This is a genomic window from Microcoleus sp. FACHB-672, assembly GCF_014695725.1.
In the GTDB taxonomy this organism is placed as follows: Bacteria; Cyanobacteriota; Cyanobacteriia; order Cyanobacteriales; family Oscillatoriaceae; genus FACHB-68.
In genome coordinates this window covers 16,407-35,827 of sequence record NZ_JACJOU010000023.1, presented here as the reverse complement: position 1 = coordinate 35,827, position 19,421 = coordinate 16,407, and the positions used below count along the sequence as shown (strand labels likewise).

Genomic DNA, 19,421 nt, shown 5'->3' with positions numbered 1-19,421 from the left:
TGATCAGGAAACCGATAATCATTAATGCACCCATATTTACCCTGTATCCTTGAACTTCATACGCACTTTGCGCTTTAATCAAGCCGGTTTGGTGGGATCGGCAGTAGATACTTTCAAACTGCTTTCTACAATTGCCTCTTCATGCGATCCAGAAGTGCAGCATCGCAGTCACAGCATTCAGTCATTAAATCAACCCAAATTGGGTGTGGGAGAGTTGGAGTGTTGGTGCCGGCAGCGTGTTAGCCACAAGAACTCAGTAGATGTCTCAATCCGCCAACTTCTGTTTTGAACCATCCTGCCCAGGTTCACCACCCCTTTTTAACTCATTTAGGCCGTGTCTTGCATTCTGTTAAATACTACTTAAATTTTTGACAAAATTCATCGTGCTTTCCCCTAAGTACCTCATCCAATTTTGCTTGGGTGGGTAGGATGCCAGTTTTTAAGGACCGAGAAGGCGAGAAACTGGCACAATGTGCGCTAACTTACTATATCCATCCCTGCGAAAATGTCTCCTTTTCAAGCGTCTGAACCCAACCGCTTGTTAGCAGTCTTAACTGGGGAAGTCTCTGAAGTACCCACTGGAGAGGGCTTTTTTGGGTCAATTCCCCGACGCCTCTTTAATCCTTGCGTCTTTTGCTCTGGTTCGTTACAATCCTCATCCCTATTTTTAATTGAGACAGGATCGCTGAACCGGATACTTAAGCCCACTACTTTCCGCTATTCTAATGAATCCTTTTGATAGTTGACAGTGGGTAGCTTTCAGAACTTAACATTTCTCATCCCAATCCTGGAATTTTTGCCTCAAAAAGAGTTGGTTGAGCGTGCTTCTCCCGCACCCTTGGCGGCTCAAATCGCTGTGCCGGCTTTGAAAAGGAAGGTTGAACACTCCCTTCAAAACAAGCTTGGGGGGATCTGTAATCGGTGAAAAATAAAAGAGTCTTATTGGATGTCACTCCCAGCACAAATCGGGGTTTATCAGGTTTTTCTGACCGGCAGCACACTTCTATTGCTAATTAGGGAGGGCAAACAGCCATTTAGAGGCTAAGAGAAGAAAGTCGCCTCTTCGCTATTACTTATATTACCCATTCCTTCTAAAATAAACCGCTACCGACTGCTTAGACACCTCAGATATTTTACCAAGGTGACAAAAACCCTAGCCTAACTTTAAAAACTGAGCCGGTAAGCAGCCAGCCGATGCTTTACTGATCCGGATATAAGCAAGATATTGTAGCGCGAAGATCGGCAAATGCTTAATTGGCTTCTAAATCTACACAGAAATTTTAAAAAAAAGCAAAAGAGTCTTGTTTTTTCCTTGCTACTTTTTATGCTAATCGCAAGTTAATCAGCGACAAAGTGCGCCTTTCTCTTGGTGCCTTTTTTTCACTTTTTGTTTCGCTCAGGGTATATATCCATCTAAATCAAGACAAATATTAATCCACAGACCAGCCCAAGCGAGTCGGTTGCTCATAAATCCGCTTAAGGGTGTTGATGTCTCTAGCGGAAATGGAGGGTGGGTTGCGAACTTGGGAAAAGTAGAGAGTGTCGGTTTCCAGGGGACTATGGCCCCAGAGTCCCAAAGCATGGCCAAGTTCGTGACGGGCGGCTGCTTGAATGTATGGACCAGCCTGGTTAGGGCTTAACAAGATTGTGAAGCGGTGGCACAGCATTGCCCGTGAGTCTGCTTCGTGGCTGATATAAAACTCATAGCGGGTTTCAGCAGAACGAGCGCGGGGTAGGTTGCCATCAGGAGACATTCGCAAGGGGGGACGCCGGTGCAAAATCGCAATATCTGCCGTTTCCGAGTCTTTGACGATGTCTAAGGGTAAATATACGCTCCATTCCCGCACCGCTTGCAAGACAGCGTTAGCCCACTGCTGGGATGAGGGAGAGGCGGTTGACTCGATAAAAACTTTAACCGGAAATCGCGACCAGATCAGATACCCAACGGGCAGAGATTTCACCTCGGAGAAATAATCGCCGCTGCCAGTCGGATCTTGCCACTGAGCTAGCGAGGGGGGCAGGGGGTGCGTCTGTAGGGGCGGTAAGGCTGCCGGTGGGGATGTTGTCTCTTCTAAGCTTAAGATCCGATTTGCCAGGCCGGCCTGTGGGTGGCATTGCTGCGCCCCGATCGCTGTTTCTTTCCCTAAAACACCATAACAGCTGCCGGTGGGGGCGGCAGCTGAGAGAGTGATATTAATCAAGATAACGAGCCAGACTGTGCTGGTGGCCAGAAATACCAGTCTTGTCCTTTGCCGGTTACGAGAGACAAGGGACAAAAAAATGTTCGTCAGCTGACTTATTTGCCCAGCCACCCGGCGCTCAAAATCACCGTTAAGCCCATAAAAATGATACTGAGACCCCAAGTAATGCGGTTGAGCGAGGTTTCAGCACTCTTAGCACTTGTGAAAAGTTGGGCTTGTCCGCCAATGCCCCCGATGCCATCACCTTTGGGGCTGTGCAGCAACACAAATACAATCAAGCCAAGTGCGGACAAGGCCCAGATAATCTGCAAAAAGCTAACAATGGTCATGGTGTTGTCAGTTATTAATCAGTAATGGTTAATCAGTAATGGGTCATAAGCAACTCATGATGAATGACTTATGACTCATTTACCGATTTCCATCTTATAGACGAATCCGCACTGGCGTGCGATTTGCGCGGGATTCAAATTCTACTGGCTCTATCATAGAGCGGCCAGTCATTTCGGAGGGTTGAGGCAGTTTCAAAATTTCTAAAATAGTCGGAGCAATATCAGCTAAGCAGCCATCGCTTCGCAGAGAAACTTCGGTTCCGTGCCCTGGAATTTTCAACCCCTCCCCTTCTACTAAGATAAAGGGCACCGGATTTGTGGTGTGAGCTGTCCAGGGGTTTCCAGCATCATCTCGCATACATTCAGCGTTCCCGTGATCAGCAATGATGATGGCGGAGCCGCCGGCACCAATGATACTGCTCAGCAAGCGACCGAGGCACTTATCCACCGTTTCAAGGGCTGTGACCGTGGGTTCTATTTGGCCGGTGTGCCCCACCATATCGGGGTTGGCGTAGTTGATCACCACAAGCGAGTAGATACCTTTTTTAATGGCTGCGCTGGCCACATCCGTTACAGCCTCCGCCGACATTGCCGGTGCTTGGTCATAAGTGGCCACCATCGGACTTTGCACTAACTCTCGATCCTCGCCCTCAAACGGCTCTTCGAGACCCCCATTAAAGAAATACGTCACGTGGGCGTACTTCTCCGTTTCTGCAGTGCGAAGCTGCCGTAGACCGTTTTCGGCAATCACTTCTCCCAAAATCTTAGTCAGGTTTTGCGGCTCGAAGGCGACCAACACCGGCAGTTCCGAATCATATTGGGTGAAGGTCACAAACGACAAGGGACGAATGAGTTCGCGTTCAAAGCCGTTAAAATTCTCGCTAACAAAGGCGTGAGTAAGCTGCCGAGACCTGTCTGGGCGGAAGTTATAGAAAATCATCCCATCTTTGGCTTCCACTGCTCCGGGTGCGAGCCGAACCGGCGCAATGAACTCGTCTGTGATTCCCTCGTTGTAAGAAGTTCGCAAGACCTCTAAAGCTGAACGGCCATCTCCAGGGCCATCCTGAGTCATCACATCATAAGCACGTTTGTTGCGATCCCAGCGGTGGTCGCGATCCATACTGTAGTACCGGCCACTAAGGGTGACGATTCGCCCAATTCCAATACGCTCAATCGCATCTTGAATTTGCCCAATCGCTTGGATTCCCTCTGTTGGCGAAGTATCCCGACCGTCTGTGATCGCGTGGATGCAAACCTCTGAAATGCCCTGAGCCTTTGCTAGCTTTAACAATCCAAACAGATGGGAGATATGGGAGTGCACACCTCCTTCTGAGCAAAGACCCACCAAATGCAGCTTGCCGCCCGATTCCCGCACTTCTTGGCAAACTTTTAATAGGGCTGGATTCCTCAGCAACGAGCCATCTTCAACCGCATCAGAAATCCGCATCAATTCTTGCTTGACAACCCGACCGGCACCAATATTCATGTGACCCACTTCGGAATTGCCCATTTGGCCTTCTGGCAAGCCTACGGCTTTCCCGGAAGTGCGGATTAACGTTTTCGGATAGGCTGCCCAGAGGCTGTCCATCACGGGTGTGTTGGCTAGGGCAATCGCATTACCGTCAGTTTCCTCACGGTAGCCCCAACCGTCTAAAATGACTAGCACCACCGGATATACAGGTGCTTGGGCCATAATCAGTTACCGTTTAGTTCAGCAATTTCGCCCTCATCATATCATTGACCTTTACTTTCTTAACCTCTCTTATGGAATAAACTCTTACAAAAATCCTAAAACACTTACAAATATCGTTGTTTTAAATTCTCTATCAATAGAAGTAAATCAACTTATAATGATAGCATCTTATGATATATAAGCTCTCGTAAAATTAAAGCTTGTGTGGGTGAGCCATTATGCGTAGACCATCAATGAGGGTGTCGGTAGCAATTCTTGTACTTTTATTAAGTGGCTGTGGAGGATCAGGCGATCAAAGTAGCCAGCCAGCCACCCCATCGCCGGCTGCCACCCCAGCAGCAGCGACCCCAGCAGCAACTCCAGGGCAGTCTCCAGCCGCCACGGCTCAAGCACCGGCAACCACCAAGCCGCCAATAGCGGAAAAATCACCCGCTATTGGCCCACCACCCGGCATCACACCGTCTACCTCCGCAGAACAACGGACAAAGCTGGTGCAGACAGGTCGGACAAACCCCTTTGCCGGTATTGCCGTTCAACCCCTGACACCGCCAAAAACCGCCGCAGCCGGTGGGCAAAACGTGCCGGCATTACCCAAGCTTCCGGAACTGAAATCACAGACTGTCGCATCACTGCCAGGTGATTTGCCGGGGATTGGGTTGCCTCAGCCCAATCGCAGAAGCCTTGCAACAGGAGTCCCTCAACTTCCAGGCACACCGGGCAGACAAGTTCCTGGTTTGCCAGAGTTGCCGGTGGCAATTGGACCCAATCTCCCCAATCGAAACGCTCGCACAAGCCCCGCAAATACAGCGCAGAACGGTCGCACAAACCCTGCAAATAGAGCACAAAACGGTCGTACAAGTCCCGCAAATAGAGCACAAAACGGTCGTACAAGTCCCGCAAATACAGCGCAGGCGAAACCGCCTTCACCGCCTAGGCTTCCCAACACACCGACTCGGCAAGTACCGGGACTGCCAGAGTTGCCGGTGGCAATTGGCCCTCAACTTCCGCCTAAACCCCCTGCTGCCGTAGCTTCGCGCCCAAAACCACCTACACCACCTAAACTACCCAGCGCACCGACTCGGCAAGTGCCGGGACTGCCAGAGTTGCCGGTGGCAATTGGCCCTCAGCTTCCCCCGGCTCCCCCAGTACCCGCCGCGCCGGCAGCACCGCCACCGCCGCAGCCAGACATCGCGAGAGCGGTGGAAGTCACTGGCGTTGTCCAAGTGGGTAGAGAGACTCAGATTATTGTAAAAGCACCGGATGAAGCTGCGAGTCGATATGTCAAAGTTGGACAACGGCTCTCTAATGGCCAGGTACTCGTTAAACGGGTGGAAATGACTGAAGGTGCAGAGCCGGTCGTGATTTTAGAGGAGAAGGGCATAGAGGTTCCTAAATCGATTGGGGAAAAACCCGTCGCACCGGCAGCGGCACCAGGGGCAATCTCTTAGGACATTGCTGTTAATTTTTCAGCTTTGCTACTCAGTCCCCTCTTGCTTGGATGACTCACATTAATACAACTTTAGGCAGGTGGCGATGTCATTAACATCAGGTAACTGTCTAAAGTTGTGGATCTATGTGTTAACTCTCTTGAGTCGGTGTGGGGAACTCGCTTTCGCAGATTTTGCCCCTCAAGGTTTCAGAGCCATTTTCAAAAGCCTTAATGGAAATCGGGAACCTTAGTTTTCTTACGACGGTTGCTGTTTGATATTTCCTTCTGCTCGGCAGGCTTATTAGGCTTTCTCTGGACAACCTTTATTTAGCAATTAGCGGTATCGATTTGTGGCCTTTGAATTTCATCGTTCAGAATAGTAAAATATATCGCTCTATGAGTGTCGCCTGGATGTTGAATTATTTCTCTCAGCTCGCCAAATATCAACATTAAAAATTAAATTTTAAGAAGGAAAAATCATACTAGCTTTTGTTCCTACCCACTTAACAACAACTAATAACAGATTGGAGAAACTGAACTATGCCTCACTCAATCAAGAAACTAGGGATGATGATCGTAGTGGCATTGCTCTTTGAGATGGCCGGTTATGCCACTCATAGCGCCCCATCAGTAGCCCAACAAGAAAATAATTATCTACGTCCACGCTGCAAAGGTAATCCCAGCAACGGCCCGGTGAAATGTACTTACGCGACGGGTGCAAACTATGTAGGAGGCTGGGCTAATGGTCTACCCAACGGCAGAGGGATATTTGTATTTCCCACGGGCGAGCGATATGACGGAGAGTGGCGCAACGGCAAGGCTCATGGCACCGGGGTATATATTGGCAAGGATAATACACGCTACGAGGGAGTGTTCCGCGAAGGTTTTATCACAAGTGGAAAATTCTTCTTATCTACTGGTGATCGCTTTGAAGGACGCATTAATCTCATAATCGTTGTTGACGCTCAAGGGCAGCCGCAAGACCTGAGTTTTGAGCCGGTCGGCCAAGGCAAATATTTCTTCGCCAACGGCTCTCGCTTTGAGGGAGAATACTTCGGGGGTACTATTTTTGGTAATGGCGTATTCATTCACACAGATGGCACCCGCTGTGAAGCGCAGTTCTACAATAATGAGCTAGACGGTAAAGGCAGTTGCAGATACCCAAACAAGGATCGTTATGAAGGAGAGTTACGCGGCGCAGTGCCTCATGGCAGAGGGCTACTTGTAAAAGCCAACGGTCAGCGCTACCAGGGAGAATTCCGCAACGGTCAACCTTTCGATCCAAAAAAGCCTTAATTATCAGGATGGCAGAGACTTTAGTTGCTTTTGAACCCAACCCTGCTCCACATGGGGATACTGTATTTTATGACAGTATCTATAAAGTTGGATTATTTTTTTCAGGTCGCTCGAATTAAAAATTAAAATTTAAAAAGAAAGTATTTGGCTTTTTACTTTCTTGTGACTAACTTAAAACAAACTCTAGGCATCCCGCCAACGCATTTTTACAAGTGGCCGAGATGGGAGTGTCCATATCAACTTGACCAATAACAAGTAACAACTGATGGGAGGACTTTACCTAATGCCTAACTCAATTCAGAAACTAGGACTAATGATATTAGGGGCGTTTGTCTTCGAGATTAGCGGTTATATGAGTCCCTTCCCCGCTATTGCACAAGAAGCCGGAGGAGGAGAAAAATATCAACCTCCCTATTGCGAAGGAAACACCACCAATGGGTTTGTGAAATGCAATTACGGTACGGGTGCAAATGCAGGCGACAACTATGTAGGAAACTTCGCCAATGGTGTGCCTAATGGCAGAGGGGTATATGTATATGCTTCAAGTGGCGATCGCTACGAAGGGGAATTTCGCAACGGTCGCCCCAATGGCACAGGAGTCTTCATTTTTGGGGCGAGTAATGCCCGCTATGAGGGGACATTCCGCGATGGTAATATCGTTAGCGGAAAAATCACCTTTGATAATAGCGACCGCTATGAAGGCCCTTTTCAACTTGTTGAAGACATTAGCAGTGGTCAAGTTAGTAGCCAGCCACATGGTCAAGGGCGGTTTATCTTTGCCAACGGTGATCGCTATGAGGGAGCATTTTTCGCCGGCGCTATTTTTGGTAATGGCGTATTCACTCGCGCAGATGGCACCCGATGCGAGGCACAGTTTTACAATAGCCGTCTCTATGGAAAAGGGAGCTGTAGATACAAAAATGGCGACCGCTACCAAGGAGAGTTACGCGGTGCGGCACCACATGGCAGAGGGTCGCTTGTAAAAGCCAACGGTCAGCGCTTCCAGGGAGAGTTCCGTGAGGGCCAGCCCTTCGATCCGAAAAAGCCTAAATGATAAGGATGGTAGCGACCGTTTAAGGTAAAAACAAAATCTCCCCTCAAATTTAGCACCGGCTCCGAGTTGTCAGCGCTAAAGTTGAGGGAGATTTCTTTTACTGAATTAGGTTTTGGAGGCTTGCTGCTATGACAACTGCCGCTTCTGCTTCTTCGCAGATGGGCCAGTCTCCCTTTGATTTTGTCCCTCAACCCACGCAAGATGCTGATTTACTCAAGCAATTGGCGTTTGTTCCAGGGTTAAAAGAACTTTTAATGCTGCGGCAGGTTCATGCCTTGGAACACGCGACTGTTTGGGTGTTGAGTCAATCTCCGACTTCACCGGCACCCAGCAGAATTGCTTCGGCATCACCCGCCGATAATGAGGGGTTGGGCGGGATGTCTACTGACTCAGGATTTTACCTGTATGGCAATGTAAGTACGGCTTCGCTTCAGCGGGCTGTGCGAAGAGCCTTGCAGCGCATCACCACCGGCGAGTGGGATCTGGCAGTACATCCGCGCTGCGGCACGAATTTGTCAGTGGGAATGCTGCTGACAGCCGGCCTTGCTGTTGGCATCCATTTGCTGTTGCCACGAGGGCCTATTGAGCAACTCATAGGTTTGGGCATAGCAGCCACAACAGCTTCCCAGTTGGCTCCAGATGTGGGAAGTGTCGCCCAGCGATATGTAACTACTGCCATTCCTTTCAATCTAGTCATTGATGACATTACGCTCACCCGCGATCTGTGGGGACGTTCAGCCCATTTTGTTCGTGTGCGCTGGAACGAATGAGAGCGCCAGAGGCAGAAAACCAATAACAAAGGGAAGTTCTAGCCACGCTTGCCCCTAAATAGCAATAAAACTTAAAGAATTGAGTGAACCAAGGGTCTATCAGGGATAGTACGCTGAAAAGCAATTAGCTGTGTGCTTTAAATATCAATTACAAAGGGAGAAAAACTCATGGTTCAACGCGGCTCGACAGTTCGCATTCTCCGTAAAGAGTCCTATTGGTTCCAAGACACGGGCACGGTCGCTTCTATCGACCAAAGCGGCATCAAGTACTCGGTCATCGTTCGTTTCAACAACCCCAACTATGCCGGCGTCAATACGAACAACTTCGCAACCAACGAAGTCGTCGAGATTGCAGCGCCTAAAGGCAAAGCCAAGCAAGGCGGAGAGGCAGTCGGACGCACCAAACAAACTCCTGTCGATGAGGCTAAGCGCAAGACGGGTATGGGTGCGGGTGTCAACTCAGAAGCGAAGTCAACTGCTAAACCCGAATCGGGCGAAGGCAGTGCTGTTGTAGAAGGCAGCCCCAATCAAGGGACTGATTCTCGCTAAGTTGTGCCTGAACTGCCTGAAGTAGAAACAGTGCGCCAGGGTCTAAATCAATTGACCCTGGGCCAAGAAATATTGGGTGGGGATGTGTTGCTTGCTCGCACCATCGCCCATCCTCTTTTTGTTGAGGATTTTTTAACCGGCCTGAAAGGGAAAACCCTCGCCCAGTGGCACCGGCGGGGTAAATACTTGCTTGCTGAACTAGATGATTTGCAGGGGACAAGGGGCAAGGGGCAAGGGGCAAGGGGCATTGAGCAGTCCCCGTCTTCCTCACTAAAACTCAGCACTCAGCACTCAGGACTCAGCGCTCAAGGAACGGGCTGGCTAGGTGTTCACCTGCGGATGACCGGCCAGTTATTGTGGCTTGATCAAGACACCCCTTTACAAAAACACACCCGCGTCCGCCTATTTTTCGCCGGCAACCGAGAATTGCGCTTTGTGGATCAGCGTACCTTTGGCCAAATGTGGTGGGTGCCCCCCCTATCCAATCCCCAAGAAATTATCACCGGCCTTAAGCTACTGGGTGCCGAACCCTTTTCTGCTGAGTTTGACTTGGAATATTTTGTCAGCAAGCTAGCGCGACGCCAACGCCCCATCAAAACCGCTTTGCTTGATCAGTCCATTGTTGCCGGTGTGGGTAATATTTATGCCGATGAAGCCTTATTTAAAGCCGGCATCCGCCCAGAAACTCTATGTGCAAATTTGAGCCGGCAACAGATAGAACGCTTACATGATGCTGTCATTCAGGTTTTGCAAGCATCGATCGCAGCCGGTGGCACAACCTTCAGTAACTTTCTTAACGTCCAAGGCATCAACGGAAACTATGCCGGTGTAGCCTGGGTTTACAATCGTGCCGGTCAACCTTGTCGTGTCTGTAGCACCCCCCTTGAGCGACTTAAGTTAGCCGGTCGATCCTCCCACTTTTGCCCTCAGTGTCAGGAGTGAGGGAGAGTCCTGAGCTTTTGAGTGGGAGAGTAGGGGAGAGGCGGAGAAAAGTAAGGAACTGCCGGCATTTCTTGTTCTCGAATCAGAGCAAGCAAAGATAACTGAGTGCTCAAGCAGCTTAAAATTTTTAAAGAAAGTCATTAAACAAAGGCGACAAAGCAACCTATGCCAGATAAAAAAGAAGCAGCCATTAAAAGAGGTGACTTGGTTCGCGCCGTCCGCGAAAAATTAGAGAATAGCTTGGAAGCGCAAGCCAGCGATCCTCGCTTTCCGCCTTATATGTTTGAAACTGACGGTGAAGTTGTAGATATTCGCGGTGAATATGCCTTCGTCAAATTTGGCATAGTGCCTACTCCAAACTTTTGGTTGCGCCTCGATCAGTTACAAAAAACCAAGTAGTCACCACCGGCTACTCTTAAAGCCCTTGAACCTGTAGCGAGTACCCCCCAAGATGACCTCTACCTCGTTCTCTCCACCTACTTGTAGTGGCCCTCGTGTCGCGGTTATTGGTGCCGGCAGAGTTGGCAGCACCTTGGCACAGCGAATTGCTGAAAAAAACATTGCTGATGTGGTATTGCTGGATATCTTGGCCGGAATGCCCCAAGGTATCGCCCTCGATCTTATGGAAGCGCGAGGGGTGGAACGCCACGACCGGCAAATTACCGGCACTAACGATTATAAAGACACAGCCGGTTGTGACATTGTCGTGATCACCGCCGGCTTGCCGCGCAAACCGGGGATGAGTCGGGACGACTTAATCAAAACCAACGCAAAAATCGTTGTTGAAGCAACAAAAAACGCGGTTGCCAACTCTCCCGATGCCATTTTTATCGTCGTCACCAACCCGCTAGATGTCATGACTTTCTTAGCTTGGCAGGCGAGTGGGTTGCCGGGACGCCGGGTAATAGGCATGGCAGGGGTACTCGATTCCGCCCGTTTTCAGACCTTTATTGCGATGGAATTGGGCCTTTCGGTGCAGGATATCAACGCTTTAGTGTTGGGGGATCATGGCAAGCTGATGGTGCCGGTGCCTCGCTACTGTACGGTTGGGGGAATTCCCATCACAGATTTGATGGATGCTGCAACGATTGAACGCCTCGTTGAGCGAACTCGCAATGGCGGGACAGAAATTGTGGAACTGATGCAAACCGGCAGCGCTTATTTTGCACCGGCTTCTTCGGTTGCCTTGATGGTGGAAGCGATTTTATTAAATCAGTCGCGCTTGGTAACGGCAGCAGCCTATCTGGAAGGCGAGTATGGGTTGCGGGATCTTTTCTTGGGTGTGCCTTGCCGGCTGGGTTGCCGTGGGGTAGAAAAAGTGTTGGAACTGCCCTTAACTGAAAACGAACAAACTGCGTTCAAGGCTTCCGCTGAATCTGTTCGGCAAAACATTGATCGGGCAAAAGAACTGATTGCTAGCGCCTCCGAGTCTTAGGCAAGCAAAGTAGGGCCGGCACTGCCGGCTTTACCCTATTTATTATTAAAAAACACTAACTTTTCTCATAGTAGGGTTAAGGCAATAACACGCTAGCTGGCAACCAATTGATATTTCATCCCGTCTTCTCAAGGAGACTTTATGCCAAAAAATCCAAAACTTTTCTTGAGATGACTTGAATTAATTTGCAAAATTTCTGCCTGCCTTGCCAGCCTCTTTCCTCCTTCGCCCTTCAAGCTTTAGCCCTTTCAAACTCCAGAGAGTAAGGTGGGTATAGTTTGTATATTTACTTTGCAATAGACTAGAGAAGTGGGTAGATATAAATTTAATGTGCTAAATTTTAGGTGATTCCCTGTGTCGCTACTTCCATGCTTTTTGGGCTTGATGATCATGCAAATCCATGAAAGATGAGGAACAGGCGGCAACTATATAGCTATCCTGCTGTGCGATGTCATCAGCAACTGATCGGCAAGGGTGCAAATCTATTTCGAGTTGGGGCAAGCGACAATTTTTGATAGAACCGGCGGTAAAACAGTTAGATAGCGCCGCCGCTTCAGCTAGTAACTTTATTGACCCTCTTAAAGCAATATACTATGGCTTGTGATTTTATCTCTCCGATTAAAGCGCTTAATACTGCCATCGCTACTCACAACCCATTTAATAGCCCGGCGGCTGTAAAAGATTCAGAGATTTGGAGTCTAATATTTCCGGATATTACTACAGTTAACAATCACGCTTCTGATGATGTTTTTCAAGCGATTGAGCAAGTGCGAACTGGGCAAACTAAAGTTATATCAATCACGATTTCTGGTGACAGTGGTACAGGGAAAAGTCACCTAATTCATCGCATTCGCCATCGGCTACAAGTTCAAAGCAGTGGCTTATTTATTTATGCCAACGCTCATCAATTCACTGAAGTTAATCTAATTCGCTACCAATTCCTGCAACTTCTCGTTGATAGCTTGAGACGCCAAGGAAGTCAAGGTGTTTTACAGTGTCAGCAACTTGCAACCGTGATGATTAACGAAGCTTTAAAAGCGCTGACTCCTATGGCGAAAGCGTTTACTGCTGCCGAATTGGTGAGAAAACTAGCGGGGAACTCCCAGGCAAAAAATCAAAACTGGGTAAACCAGTTAACAGAAGCTGTTTTCAAAACGCAACCTGATGTACCTGAACCGGATATTGTTCGAGCATTAGTGTGGACACTTTGCAACGCACAAGCGCCTTTTGCGGTGAAATGGTTAGCCGGCAAATCCCTGGCATCTTGGAAGGCAGATGAGTTGGGATTACCGAATCACAGCCGCGAGGAACGAGAATCCACCGCTTGGGATACGGTGGTACAAATTCTGCATTTAATGAGTGATTATTATCCGCTGATTATTTGTTTTGATGACTTGGATTCGACAGAAAGCAGCGATAACAGTTTGAAGCGGGAACGGGTGGTGGCAAGCTTAATCAGGCGTTTATGGGATAGCCTTCAGATGAGTCGCCTCAATCATGGGGTTGTGATTCTTTCGACAATGACACCGGCAACCTGGACTGAGAAAATTTTGACTCTGCCGGCTGGACTTGTCACTTATTTTTCAGGCAAAAAAGAAGTTATTGAATTAAATAATATTACTGGAGATAAAATTGTCGAGTTAGTCAGTGACTGGCTGGAAATCTTTTATACATCTAAAAACTTAATCCCGCCTACGCCGGTTTATCCCTTTGATAGCGGTCAATTACAATCTCTAGGTCGAGAACAACTGACAGTACGGCAGGTTTTAGAGTGGTGTGCAGAAAATTTTCGCCCTGTTGAGCTTGATCCTTTGGAAAAAGTGGAACAAGCTTTTGAGCAAGCAATGAGTATTGAACTCGGCGAGGAATTGAGTAATAATTCTTTGCTGGCTGAAGCGATTAACTTTAGCTTTAAAACATTAATCGGTCAGACTGTGGAAGGCGTAAAAATAGAAGCGGTTGACGGTGAGGTGAAACCCAAATCAGCCAATCAAGAATATATTCAATTTATAATCACCGGCACGCAAAATGAAAATACTGTCAAGATAGGCGTGGCTGTGCTTCAGGATACTCGCGCTCAAAGTGTGGCAGCAGGATTAAAACGTTTAACACAATATGGAACTTTCGCACTAAGTTGCGGTTGTTTCGTTCGCGCTTCAGAGCGAGAAATTGCTACTCACTGGCAAGCTTATGATTATCTCACCCAGCTTACAGTTGAACTGGGGGGAAAATGGGTAAATTTGAAATTAGAAGATATTAAGCCGTTGATCGCAATTTGGTCACTTCACCGGCATCGTCAAGCCGATCAATTTAGTGAGACGGAAATTTTTGAATTTATTGCTCAAAGAAGGTTGGCAATAGATAATCCTTTAATTCGAGGAATTGTCAGAGGAGAAACTCCTCAAGCTACCGTTGAAGTTGTTCCTGAAGCGGAAACGAATGAGGCAGTGTTTGTAGAGCAAGTGGAGCCGGCAGATCAGCGGAATTTGATGAGAGATTTTACAAAGTCCTGAGTGCTGATTTTTGGGTGACTTTGAGGCAAGCAACTTAAAAGAAGAAAAAATAGCAAAAAGTTTACGAGAAAATCTCGTTTTCACGCTTTCTAGGAAATGAAAATAAATCAGAGGAAACGATGGAAAAAACACTGATTCAGGTGGATGCATTTACTAATAAACGGTTTTCCGGTAATCCAGCAGCGGTTTGTGTTTTAAATGAGCCGGCAGATGAAAAGTGGATGCAGAATGTTGCCGCAGAAATGAATTTGTCAGAAACCGCATTTTTATATCCCCAAGAAGAGGGTTATAATTTGCGCTGGTTTACGCCGGCAGTCGAAGTCGATTTATGCGGACACGCAACACTGGCGAGTGCTCATGTGTTGTGGGAATTGCAGTATTTAGATGCAGCAGCACAGGCAAAATTTTACACTCGCAGCGGTTTGCTGACAGCGGAACGCCAGGGAAATTGGATTGAATTGAATTTTCCCAAAAACGCGCCTGAATCGGCATCTGCGCCGCCGCTTTTAGAGCAAGCGTTAGGCGTTAAGCTGAAGTATGTTGGGAAGAATAAATTTGATTATTTGGTTGAGGTTGATTCTGAAGAAGAGCTGCGGCAAATGCAGCCAGATTTTGTATTATTAAAAACTCTGCCGGTGCGCGGCATCATTGCTACCTGTATATCCGCATCCCATGAGTATGATTTTGTCTCACGCTTTTTTGCACCGGCAGCCGGAATTAATGAAGATCCGGTGACGGGTTCTGCACATTGCTGCCTCGCACCTTTTTGGAGCCAGCGATTACATAAAAATGAGTTTGTAGCTTATCAGGCATCAGCGCGGGGTGGCGTTGTGCGGGTACGTTTAGCCGGCGAACGCGTCTATTTAGGCGGTCAAGCAGTAACAGTTTTGCGTGGAGAGTTGACTTAATCGCAAATAGATGGGTTTTCCTGAATGAACTTGTAAATTTACAGCTCAGCCCGCCGAAGCGGGCTTTTTCAGTTTATTTAAGTTCTCATATTGTTAATTGCAAAAGTTGTCAAGGTTTGAAAGAACAAATTAACATTTTTCAATTTATGTAAAAATTTGATTTCGCTTTTCCAGGGACTTGATAGGGAGAGTTAAGAATTTTTGGGTACTATAACTTGGAGAGTGTGAGACGGTATCCACGTTATCAGGAATTTTGAATATGTCATCTAAAGCCGGCAAGAATAAGGATTCAAAGGATTTTCAATCCCAAGCAAGAACTCGCCTGCTCCTAACTTTGTGGGATTTGGGAGGATCGGAAACTGGGGTTAAGAAAGGGGATTTGACAAAACGCATCGTACGCACAGGTGAGACAAGTCAAGACTATAAAAATATCTTGACGGAATTAGAAGAATCTAAAGCAATTGAGATTGCCAATAAAAATCGAGTCACGCAGATTTCTTTAACCAATGAAGGCCGACAAAGCCTAGCTGAAGGATTAAAAAGTGCTGAATTTGAGTTTGACGGCACTCAAGTTGGTAGCAGGGTTGCTAATGCGTTGCTGAAGTGGATTCGTCAAATGGATGGTGCGGTAAGTGTGCCGGCATCTCAAGGCAAGCCGACGGCTGAAATCACATCTTATGAGAAATTTAAGCCTGAAGTTCTCGCCTTATTTGAAAAGCTGGATAAAGGCCACAACTACAGTGGACTTGTTCCCCTCTGGCATCTGCGCCGTGAACTAGGCGAGCGAGTGGGACGTGAAGATTTTAATGAGTGGCTGATGAAAATGCAGGGTGAACAATTGTTCTATCTCCAAAGCGGCGAAGCGCGTGGCGCAACAGACGAGCAAAAACGCGACTCTATCACCGACGACGTGAGAGGACTGTTATTTTTCGCCAGTCAACAATCTTGAGATAAAGGAAGAAAATCATGACAGATCCATACACACTATTTGAAGAAGCGCGGAAACAAGGCCCAAATCCTTTCAAATTAAAACCAATCGTCAGCGCGGATGAAGTTTGGGGGGACGTAGTCACTGATTTGCCTAACCTCAATCAGCACGTTGATCGAACAATATATCAAGCCATTTCCGAAGTTCGCAAAAGGTATTCGGACAAAATTGGAATTGCTATCAAGGGCGATCGAGGCACTGGTAAAAGTCACGTAATTCATCGGATCTGGAAAACTATTGAGAGGGAAGGGGGCGCAGTATTTGCCTACATTCCTCAATTTGTTGATGCCAATCGCATTGACTCCCATGTGCGCTTCTATCTATCACTCAGTTTTAATCACAAAGATGTCGGGGGAATTACACAATGGCAGCAGTTAGCAACGGCTATGGTTGCCACTCTCAAAGGAACGGAATTTGAAGAAAAATACCAGCCTTATCTTGAAAAATGTGAGAATCCTGAAGAACTAAGAAAATACATCCTCAGAACTCATAGTACAGCCCAAAGGTATGAACTGGTTGATGAACTGGTTGAAGCTATTCTAGAGAATCAATCCGATCTTCATCCTGATTTTTTGAAAGCAGTTTTGTTTTTACTCTTCAAAACTGCCCCCATTGCTCAGGTTGGCATGGCTTGGATTCAAGGTATCGAGCATCCAGAGACCAGACAAAGAGGCTTACCAGAGTTGTCGCAACCAGAGCAAGATGCGAAATCTATTTGGTTTATCCAGCAAATTTGTAAGCTAGCTAGCGTTGCCTCACGACCTGTAGTGATTTGTTTTGATCAATTAGACCAGCCTAATGTCAGTGCTGATTGTGGAGATAGCGCCGCTCAAATTGTAGCAAGCTGTATTGATAAAATTTACTTTCAATGTAGCAATGTGATTATCCTTTGCTGCGTTATGAGCGATAGGTGGCGGGAAATCGAACAAATGGGAAGTGGTATCCCAGATCGGGTCGGCCAATGGTCTGAATCTACAAAACCACCCACGGCTGAGCAGATGATAGAACTTGTGAAATTGAGGTTGGATTGGTTTTATTCTGAAAAGAATTTAAATCCGGATGGCTACCCTTTTTTATATCCTTTCGATGAAAATGAAATCAAAGGAATTGCCAGTAAGGGAGCTGGAGTTCGCTCTCTAATGAAATGGTGTACTGAAAAATTCGATTCAGTGGAAATCGGAGGGTCAGTCACCCCATCCTTAAACCCAGAAGAAAAGAAACGTCAAGAATTTTTGGATGCTTATAACGAATTGTTAGGTCGAACTTCTGCCCCTGAGCAAAATGATGATCAGTTAGCTGCAATCGTTGCCTGTGCAATGAAAATGTTGCCAGAAGAAGCTATCGAAAATTTAGTCATTCAAAAAGTCGAGTCTATTAAAGCGAAGTCTCATGACCTTCATTTGACAATCTCTGGCTCTGATTCCACCCAACAAAAAAATGTAAAGATAGGTGTCAGAATTTGTGAAACTCAGACGGCTGCAACCTTCACTGCGGCGATGAAGAAACTGCTAGACTACGGCAAATATGGGATTACTCGCGGTTGTTTAGTGCGTTCTACACCCCTCCCAAAAAGTTGGAGAAAAGCTAAAGAACTTGAACAGCAACTTGTGAATCAACAAGGGGGTGAGGTTGTTGTTTTGAAGAAAGATGAAATTAATCCTTTAGCAGGGATTTATACAATGTATGAAGAAGCTGAAAACTACGGTTTTACAAAAGAGGACGTTTCAAATTTCGTCAAAGAACTCAAACTCGCTGCGGATAATAAACTTATCCGTGAAATTCTGAGCGAGGGCGGCACTGTAACATGACAGTTCAGATTATTAAGGGGATTCAACTGCCGGCTTTTGATGTGGAAATGCTGAGTTTAGGCAAGCTGATTGCTGTGCCATTCAGACAGTATATTCCAGACAATCAGGAATTCTGGCTTTATCCCAGTCAAAAGCTTCCCGATAATCTCAGTCTCGAAGAATACTACCAACCTGAATATTTAACTCAGGCGAGAAGTTCATTTGCCCAATATGAAAAGCATCCCATCCAGCTTAAAACCTGGGCGCGTTGTGAATTTCAATGGCGGATTAATCCAGACCAAAAGCATCTTTTACCTAACATTGCCAAGTCAACTGTTTGGAATTTAACTGCTTTAGAACATATCTTTGAGCAGTACAAGGTTCTAAAACTTTTGATTTTGCGCGTTTATCGCTTATCGAATCCTTGCACTGTTAATATTCCAACAGAACCCGGACATTTCTACTGGCCTAATCAGTCAGAAGATATTATAACGATGGGCAGTGAGAGCGATACCCCTATCGTTTCAGAGGTTAGTTTTAATAAACGGAAAGCGCTTTTATTAGCAGGAGAAGACGTTCCCGATAGCGGTTTAGAGGCTTTACAGGCTCAAGTAGAGCAGATGTCTCTGAGTAATCCAGCAGCCAAAGCACTTGATCAAGAAATCAAAATCTTTTTGGGTTGGTCTGAAGCTTCGCCAAAAGCGCAACCAGATCCGAATTTAGCTTGGATAGATACCATTGCCCAATTAGGTAATCGCAGTAAAGAAGAAGATGTGGGCAAGAGTAACTATCAAGCCGGCACAGACTTTGAAATTGCTGTGCGTGATAGCCTAGAATTTATAGGATTCACGATTGATCACGCTCATAAAGGTGGTGCCGGCGGCTTAGATTTATTCTGCTCAAAACCCTATGCCTTAGTTGGCGAGTGTAAAGCCGGCAAAAAGATTCCTAATGATACAGCGGTGCAACTGCTGAATTTGGGAACGCTACGCCTAAACGACAAAAAACTACTTGAGCAAACAGCAAAATTAATTATCGGCCCTGGTGAGCCGACTCCACAACTCGAAGACGCCGCAAAGGTGCATAATATGGCAATTATTAACCCGGAAACACTAGAAAAGTTAGTAAAACTTCAAAGTAAATATCCCGGTTCAGTGGATTTGTTTAAGCTAAAAGAATATCTCAAACCAGGCAAATCTGATAGTGAAGTTGAAAAATACATTCAGCAGGTTTCCCAACAAATTAAACTTCGAGTGTACCTCGTTAAATTTGTAAAAGATTACTTGGAAAAAAGCCAAGCTCAAAAAGTTGTGTTTAATCAACTTCACGGAGGATATGTATACTCAACTCCACCTGAGCCTCTGTTAAATCGAGAACAATTGCACGAAGTTCTCATCGAGCTTTCTTCACCCTTAACCGGCTATTTAGGACGCGAAGAAGCAAATGATTGGCAAAATGATTGCTTTTACTTCTTGCGAGAAATGCCGGCAGATGAATGAGCCGGCAAACTTCACCGCAACTATGACT

General features: G+C 46.7%; 19 protein-coding genes. 15 read left to right on the top strand and 4 right to left on the bottom strand.

Translation table 11 applies throughout. The annotated features are described in order from the left end of the window. Positions 1-49 precede the first annotated feature (49 nt). The gene (locus H6F56_RS19030; RefSeq protein ID WP_190671292.1) at positions 50-289 is read left to right on the top strand and encodes a hypothetical protein; all 240 of its coding nucleotides are present in this window, start codon (positions 50-52) and stop codon (positions 287-289) included. 487 nt (positions 290-776) lie between these two features. Here the strand turns inward: H6F56_RS19030 and H6F56_RS19025 are convergent, their stop codons facing one another. The 4 genes from H6F56_RS19025 to gpmI all read right to left on the bottom strand — a co-directional run bounded on the left by H6F56_RS19025 (position 777) and on the right by gpmI (position 4,223). Beyond that, positions 777-953: a hypothetical protein gene (locus H6F56_RS19025; protein WP_190671290.1), complete on the bottom strand. Its 177-nt coding sequence runs from the start codon at positions 951-953 to the stop codon at positions 777-779. Positions 954-1,430: 477 nt separating this feature from the next. Continuing rightward, positions 1,431-2,276, bottom strand: coding sequence for a peptidase (locus H6F56_RS19020; RefSeq protein WP_309236575.1), 846 nt, complete (start codon positions 2,274-2,276; stop codon positions 1,431-1,433). A gap of 20 nt (positions 2,277-2,296) precedes the next feature. Next, on the bottom strand, positions 2,297-2,530 hold the full coding sequence (secG, locus tag H6F56_RS19015; protein WP_190671288.1) for a preprotein translocase subunit SecG: 234 nt from the start codon (positions 2,528-2,530) through the stop codon (positions 2,297-2,299). Positions 2,531-2,624: 94 nt separating this feature from the next. Further along, complete coding sequence (gpmI, locus tag H6F56_RS19010) at positions 2,625-4,223, bottom strand: 2,3-bisphosphoglycerate-independent phosphoglycerate mutase (protein WP_190671286.1); 1,599 nt, start codon at positions 4,221-4,223, stop codon at positions 2,625-2,627. Positions 4,224-4,441: 218 nt separating this feature from the next. On the opposite strand from gpmI, the gene H6F56_RS19005 reads away from it, so the two are divergent. The 14 genes from H6F56_RS19005 to H6F56_RS18940 all read left to right on the top strand — a co-directional run bounded on the left by H6F56_RS19005 (position 4,442) and on the right by H6F56_RS18940 (position 19,393). Beyond that, on the top strand, positions 4,442-5,671 hold the full coding sequence (locus tag H6F56_RS19005; protein WP_190671285.1) for a hypothetical protein: 1,230 nt from the start codon (positions 4,442-4,444) through the stop codon (positions 5,669-5,671). Between the two features lie 521 nt (positions 5,672-6,192). Further along, complete coding sequence (locus tag H6F56_RS19000) at positions 6,193-6,948, top strand: MORN repeat-containing protein (RefSeq protein WP_190671284.1); 756 nt, start codon at positions 6,193-6,195, stop codon at positions 6,946-6,948. 283 nt (positions 6,949-7,231) lie between these two features. Then, a complete protein-coding gene (locus H6F56_RS18995) occupies positions 7,232-8,002 on the top strand; it encodes an MORN repeat-containing protein (RefSeq protein ID WP_190671283.1) in 771 nt (256 codons plus the stop codon). A 128-nt stretch (positions 8,003-8,130) separates the two neighbouring features. Next, a complete protein-coding gene (locus tag H6F56_RS18990) occupies positions 8,131-8,772 on the top strand; it encodes a DUF6391 domain-containing protein (RefSeq protein WP_190671282.1) in 642 nt (213 codons plus the stop codon). Between the two features lie 168 nt (positions 8,773-8,940). Next, a complete protein-coding gene (locus H6F56_RS18985) occupies positions 8,941-9,321 on the top strand; it encodes a photosystem I reaction center subunit IV (protein ID WP_190671281.1) in 381 nt (126 codons plus the stop codon). 3 nt (positions 9,322-9,324) lie between these two features. Then, complete coding sequence (locus tag H6F56_RS18980; protein WP_190671280.1) at positions 9,325-10,263, top strand: DNA-formamidopyrimidine glycosylase; 939 nt, start codon at positions 9,325-9,327, stop codon at positions 10,261-10,263. Positions 10,264-10,428: 165 nt separating this feature from the next. Continuing rightward, a complete protein-coding gene (locus H6F56_RS18975) occupies positions 10,429-10,662 on the top strand; it encodes an NAD(P)H-quinone oxidoreductase subunit O (protein ID WP_190671279.1) in 234 nt (77 codons plus the stop codon). A gap of 52 nt (positions 10,663-10,714) precedes the next feature. Further along, entirely contained in the window at positions 10,715-11,698 is a 984-nt protein-coding gene (mdh, locus tag H6F56_RS18970; protein ID WP_190671278.1) for a malate dehydrogenase, read from the top strand. A 448-nt stretch (positions 11,699-12,146) separates the two neighbouring features. Next, positions 12,147-12,302, top strand: coding sequence for a hypothetical protein (locus tag H6F56_RS18965; protein WP_190671276.1), 156 nt, complete (start codon positions 12,147-12,149; stop codon positions 12,300-12,302). After that, positions 12,292-14,211: an ATP-binding protein gene (locus H6F56_RS18960; protein WP_190671275.1), complete on the top strand. Its 1,920-nt coding sequence runs from the start codon at positions 12,292-12,294 to the stop codon at positions 14,209-14,211. Before H6F56_RS18965 ends, H6F56_RS18960 begins: the two co-directional genes overlap by 11 nt. A 119-nt stretch (positions 14,212-14,330) precedes the next feature. Continuing rightward, positions 14,331-15,119: a PhzF family phenazine biosynthesis protein gene (locus H6F56_RS18955; protein ID WP_190671274.1), complete on the top strand. Its 789-nt coding sequence runs from the start codon at positions 14,331-14,333 to the stop codon at positions 15,117-15,119. 259 nt (positions 15,120-15,378) lie between these two features. Next, the gene (locus tag H6F56_RS18950; protein WP_190671273.1) at positions 15,379-16,068 is read left to right on the top strand and encodes a hypothetical protein; all 690 of its coding nucleotides are present in this window, start codon (positions 15,379-15,381) and stop codon (positions 16,066-16,068) included. Positions 16,069-16,493: 425 nt separating this feature from the next. Further along, positions 16,494-17,915: a hypothetical protein gene (locus H6F56_RS18945; protein ID WP_242032079.1), complete on the top strand. Its 1,422-nt coding sequence runs from the start codon at positions 16,494-16,496 to the stop codon at positions 17,913-17,915. Next, positions 17,912-19,393: a DUF1802 family protein gene (locus H6F56_RS18940; protein WP_190671271.1), complete on the top strand. Its 1,482-nt coding sequence runs from the start codon at positions 17,912-17,914 to the stop codon at positions 19,391-19,393. The genes H6F56_RS18945 and H6F56_RS18940 overlap by 4 nt, the downstream gene beginning before the upstream one ends. Positions 19,394-19,421 lie beyond the last annotated feature (28 nt).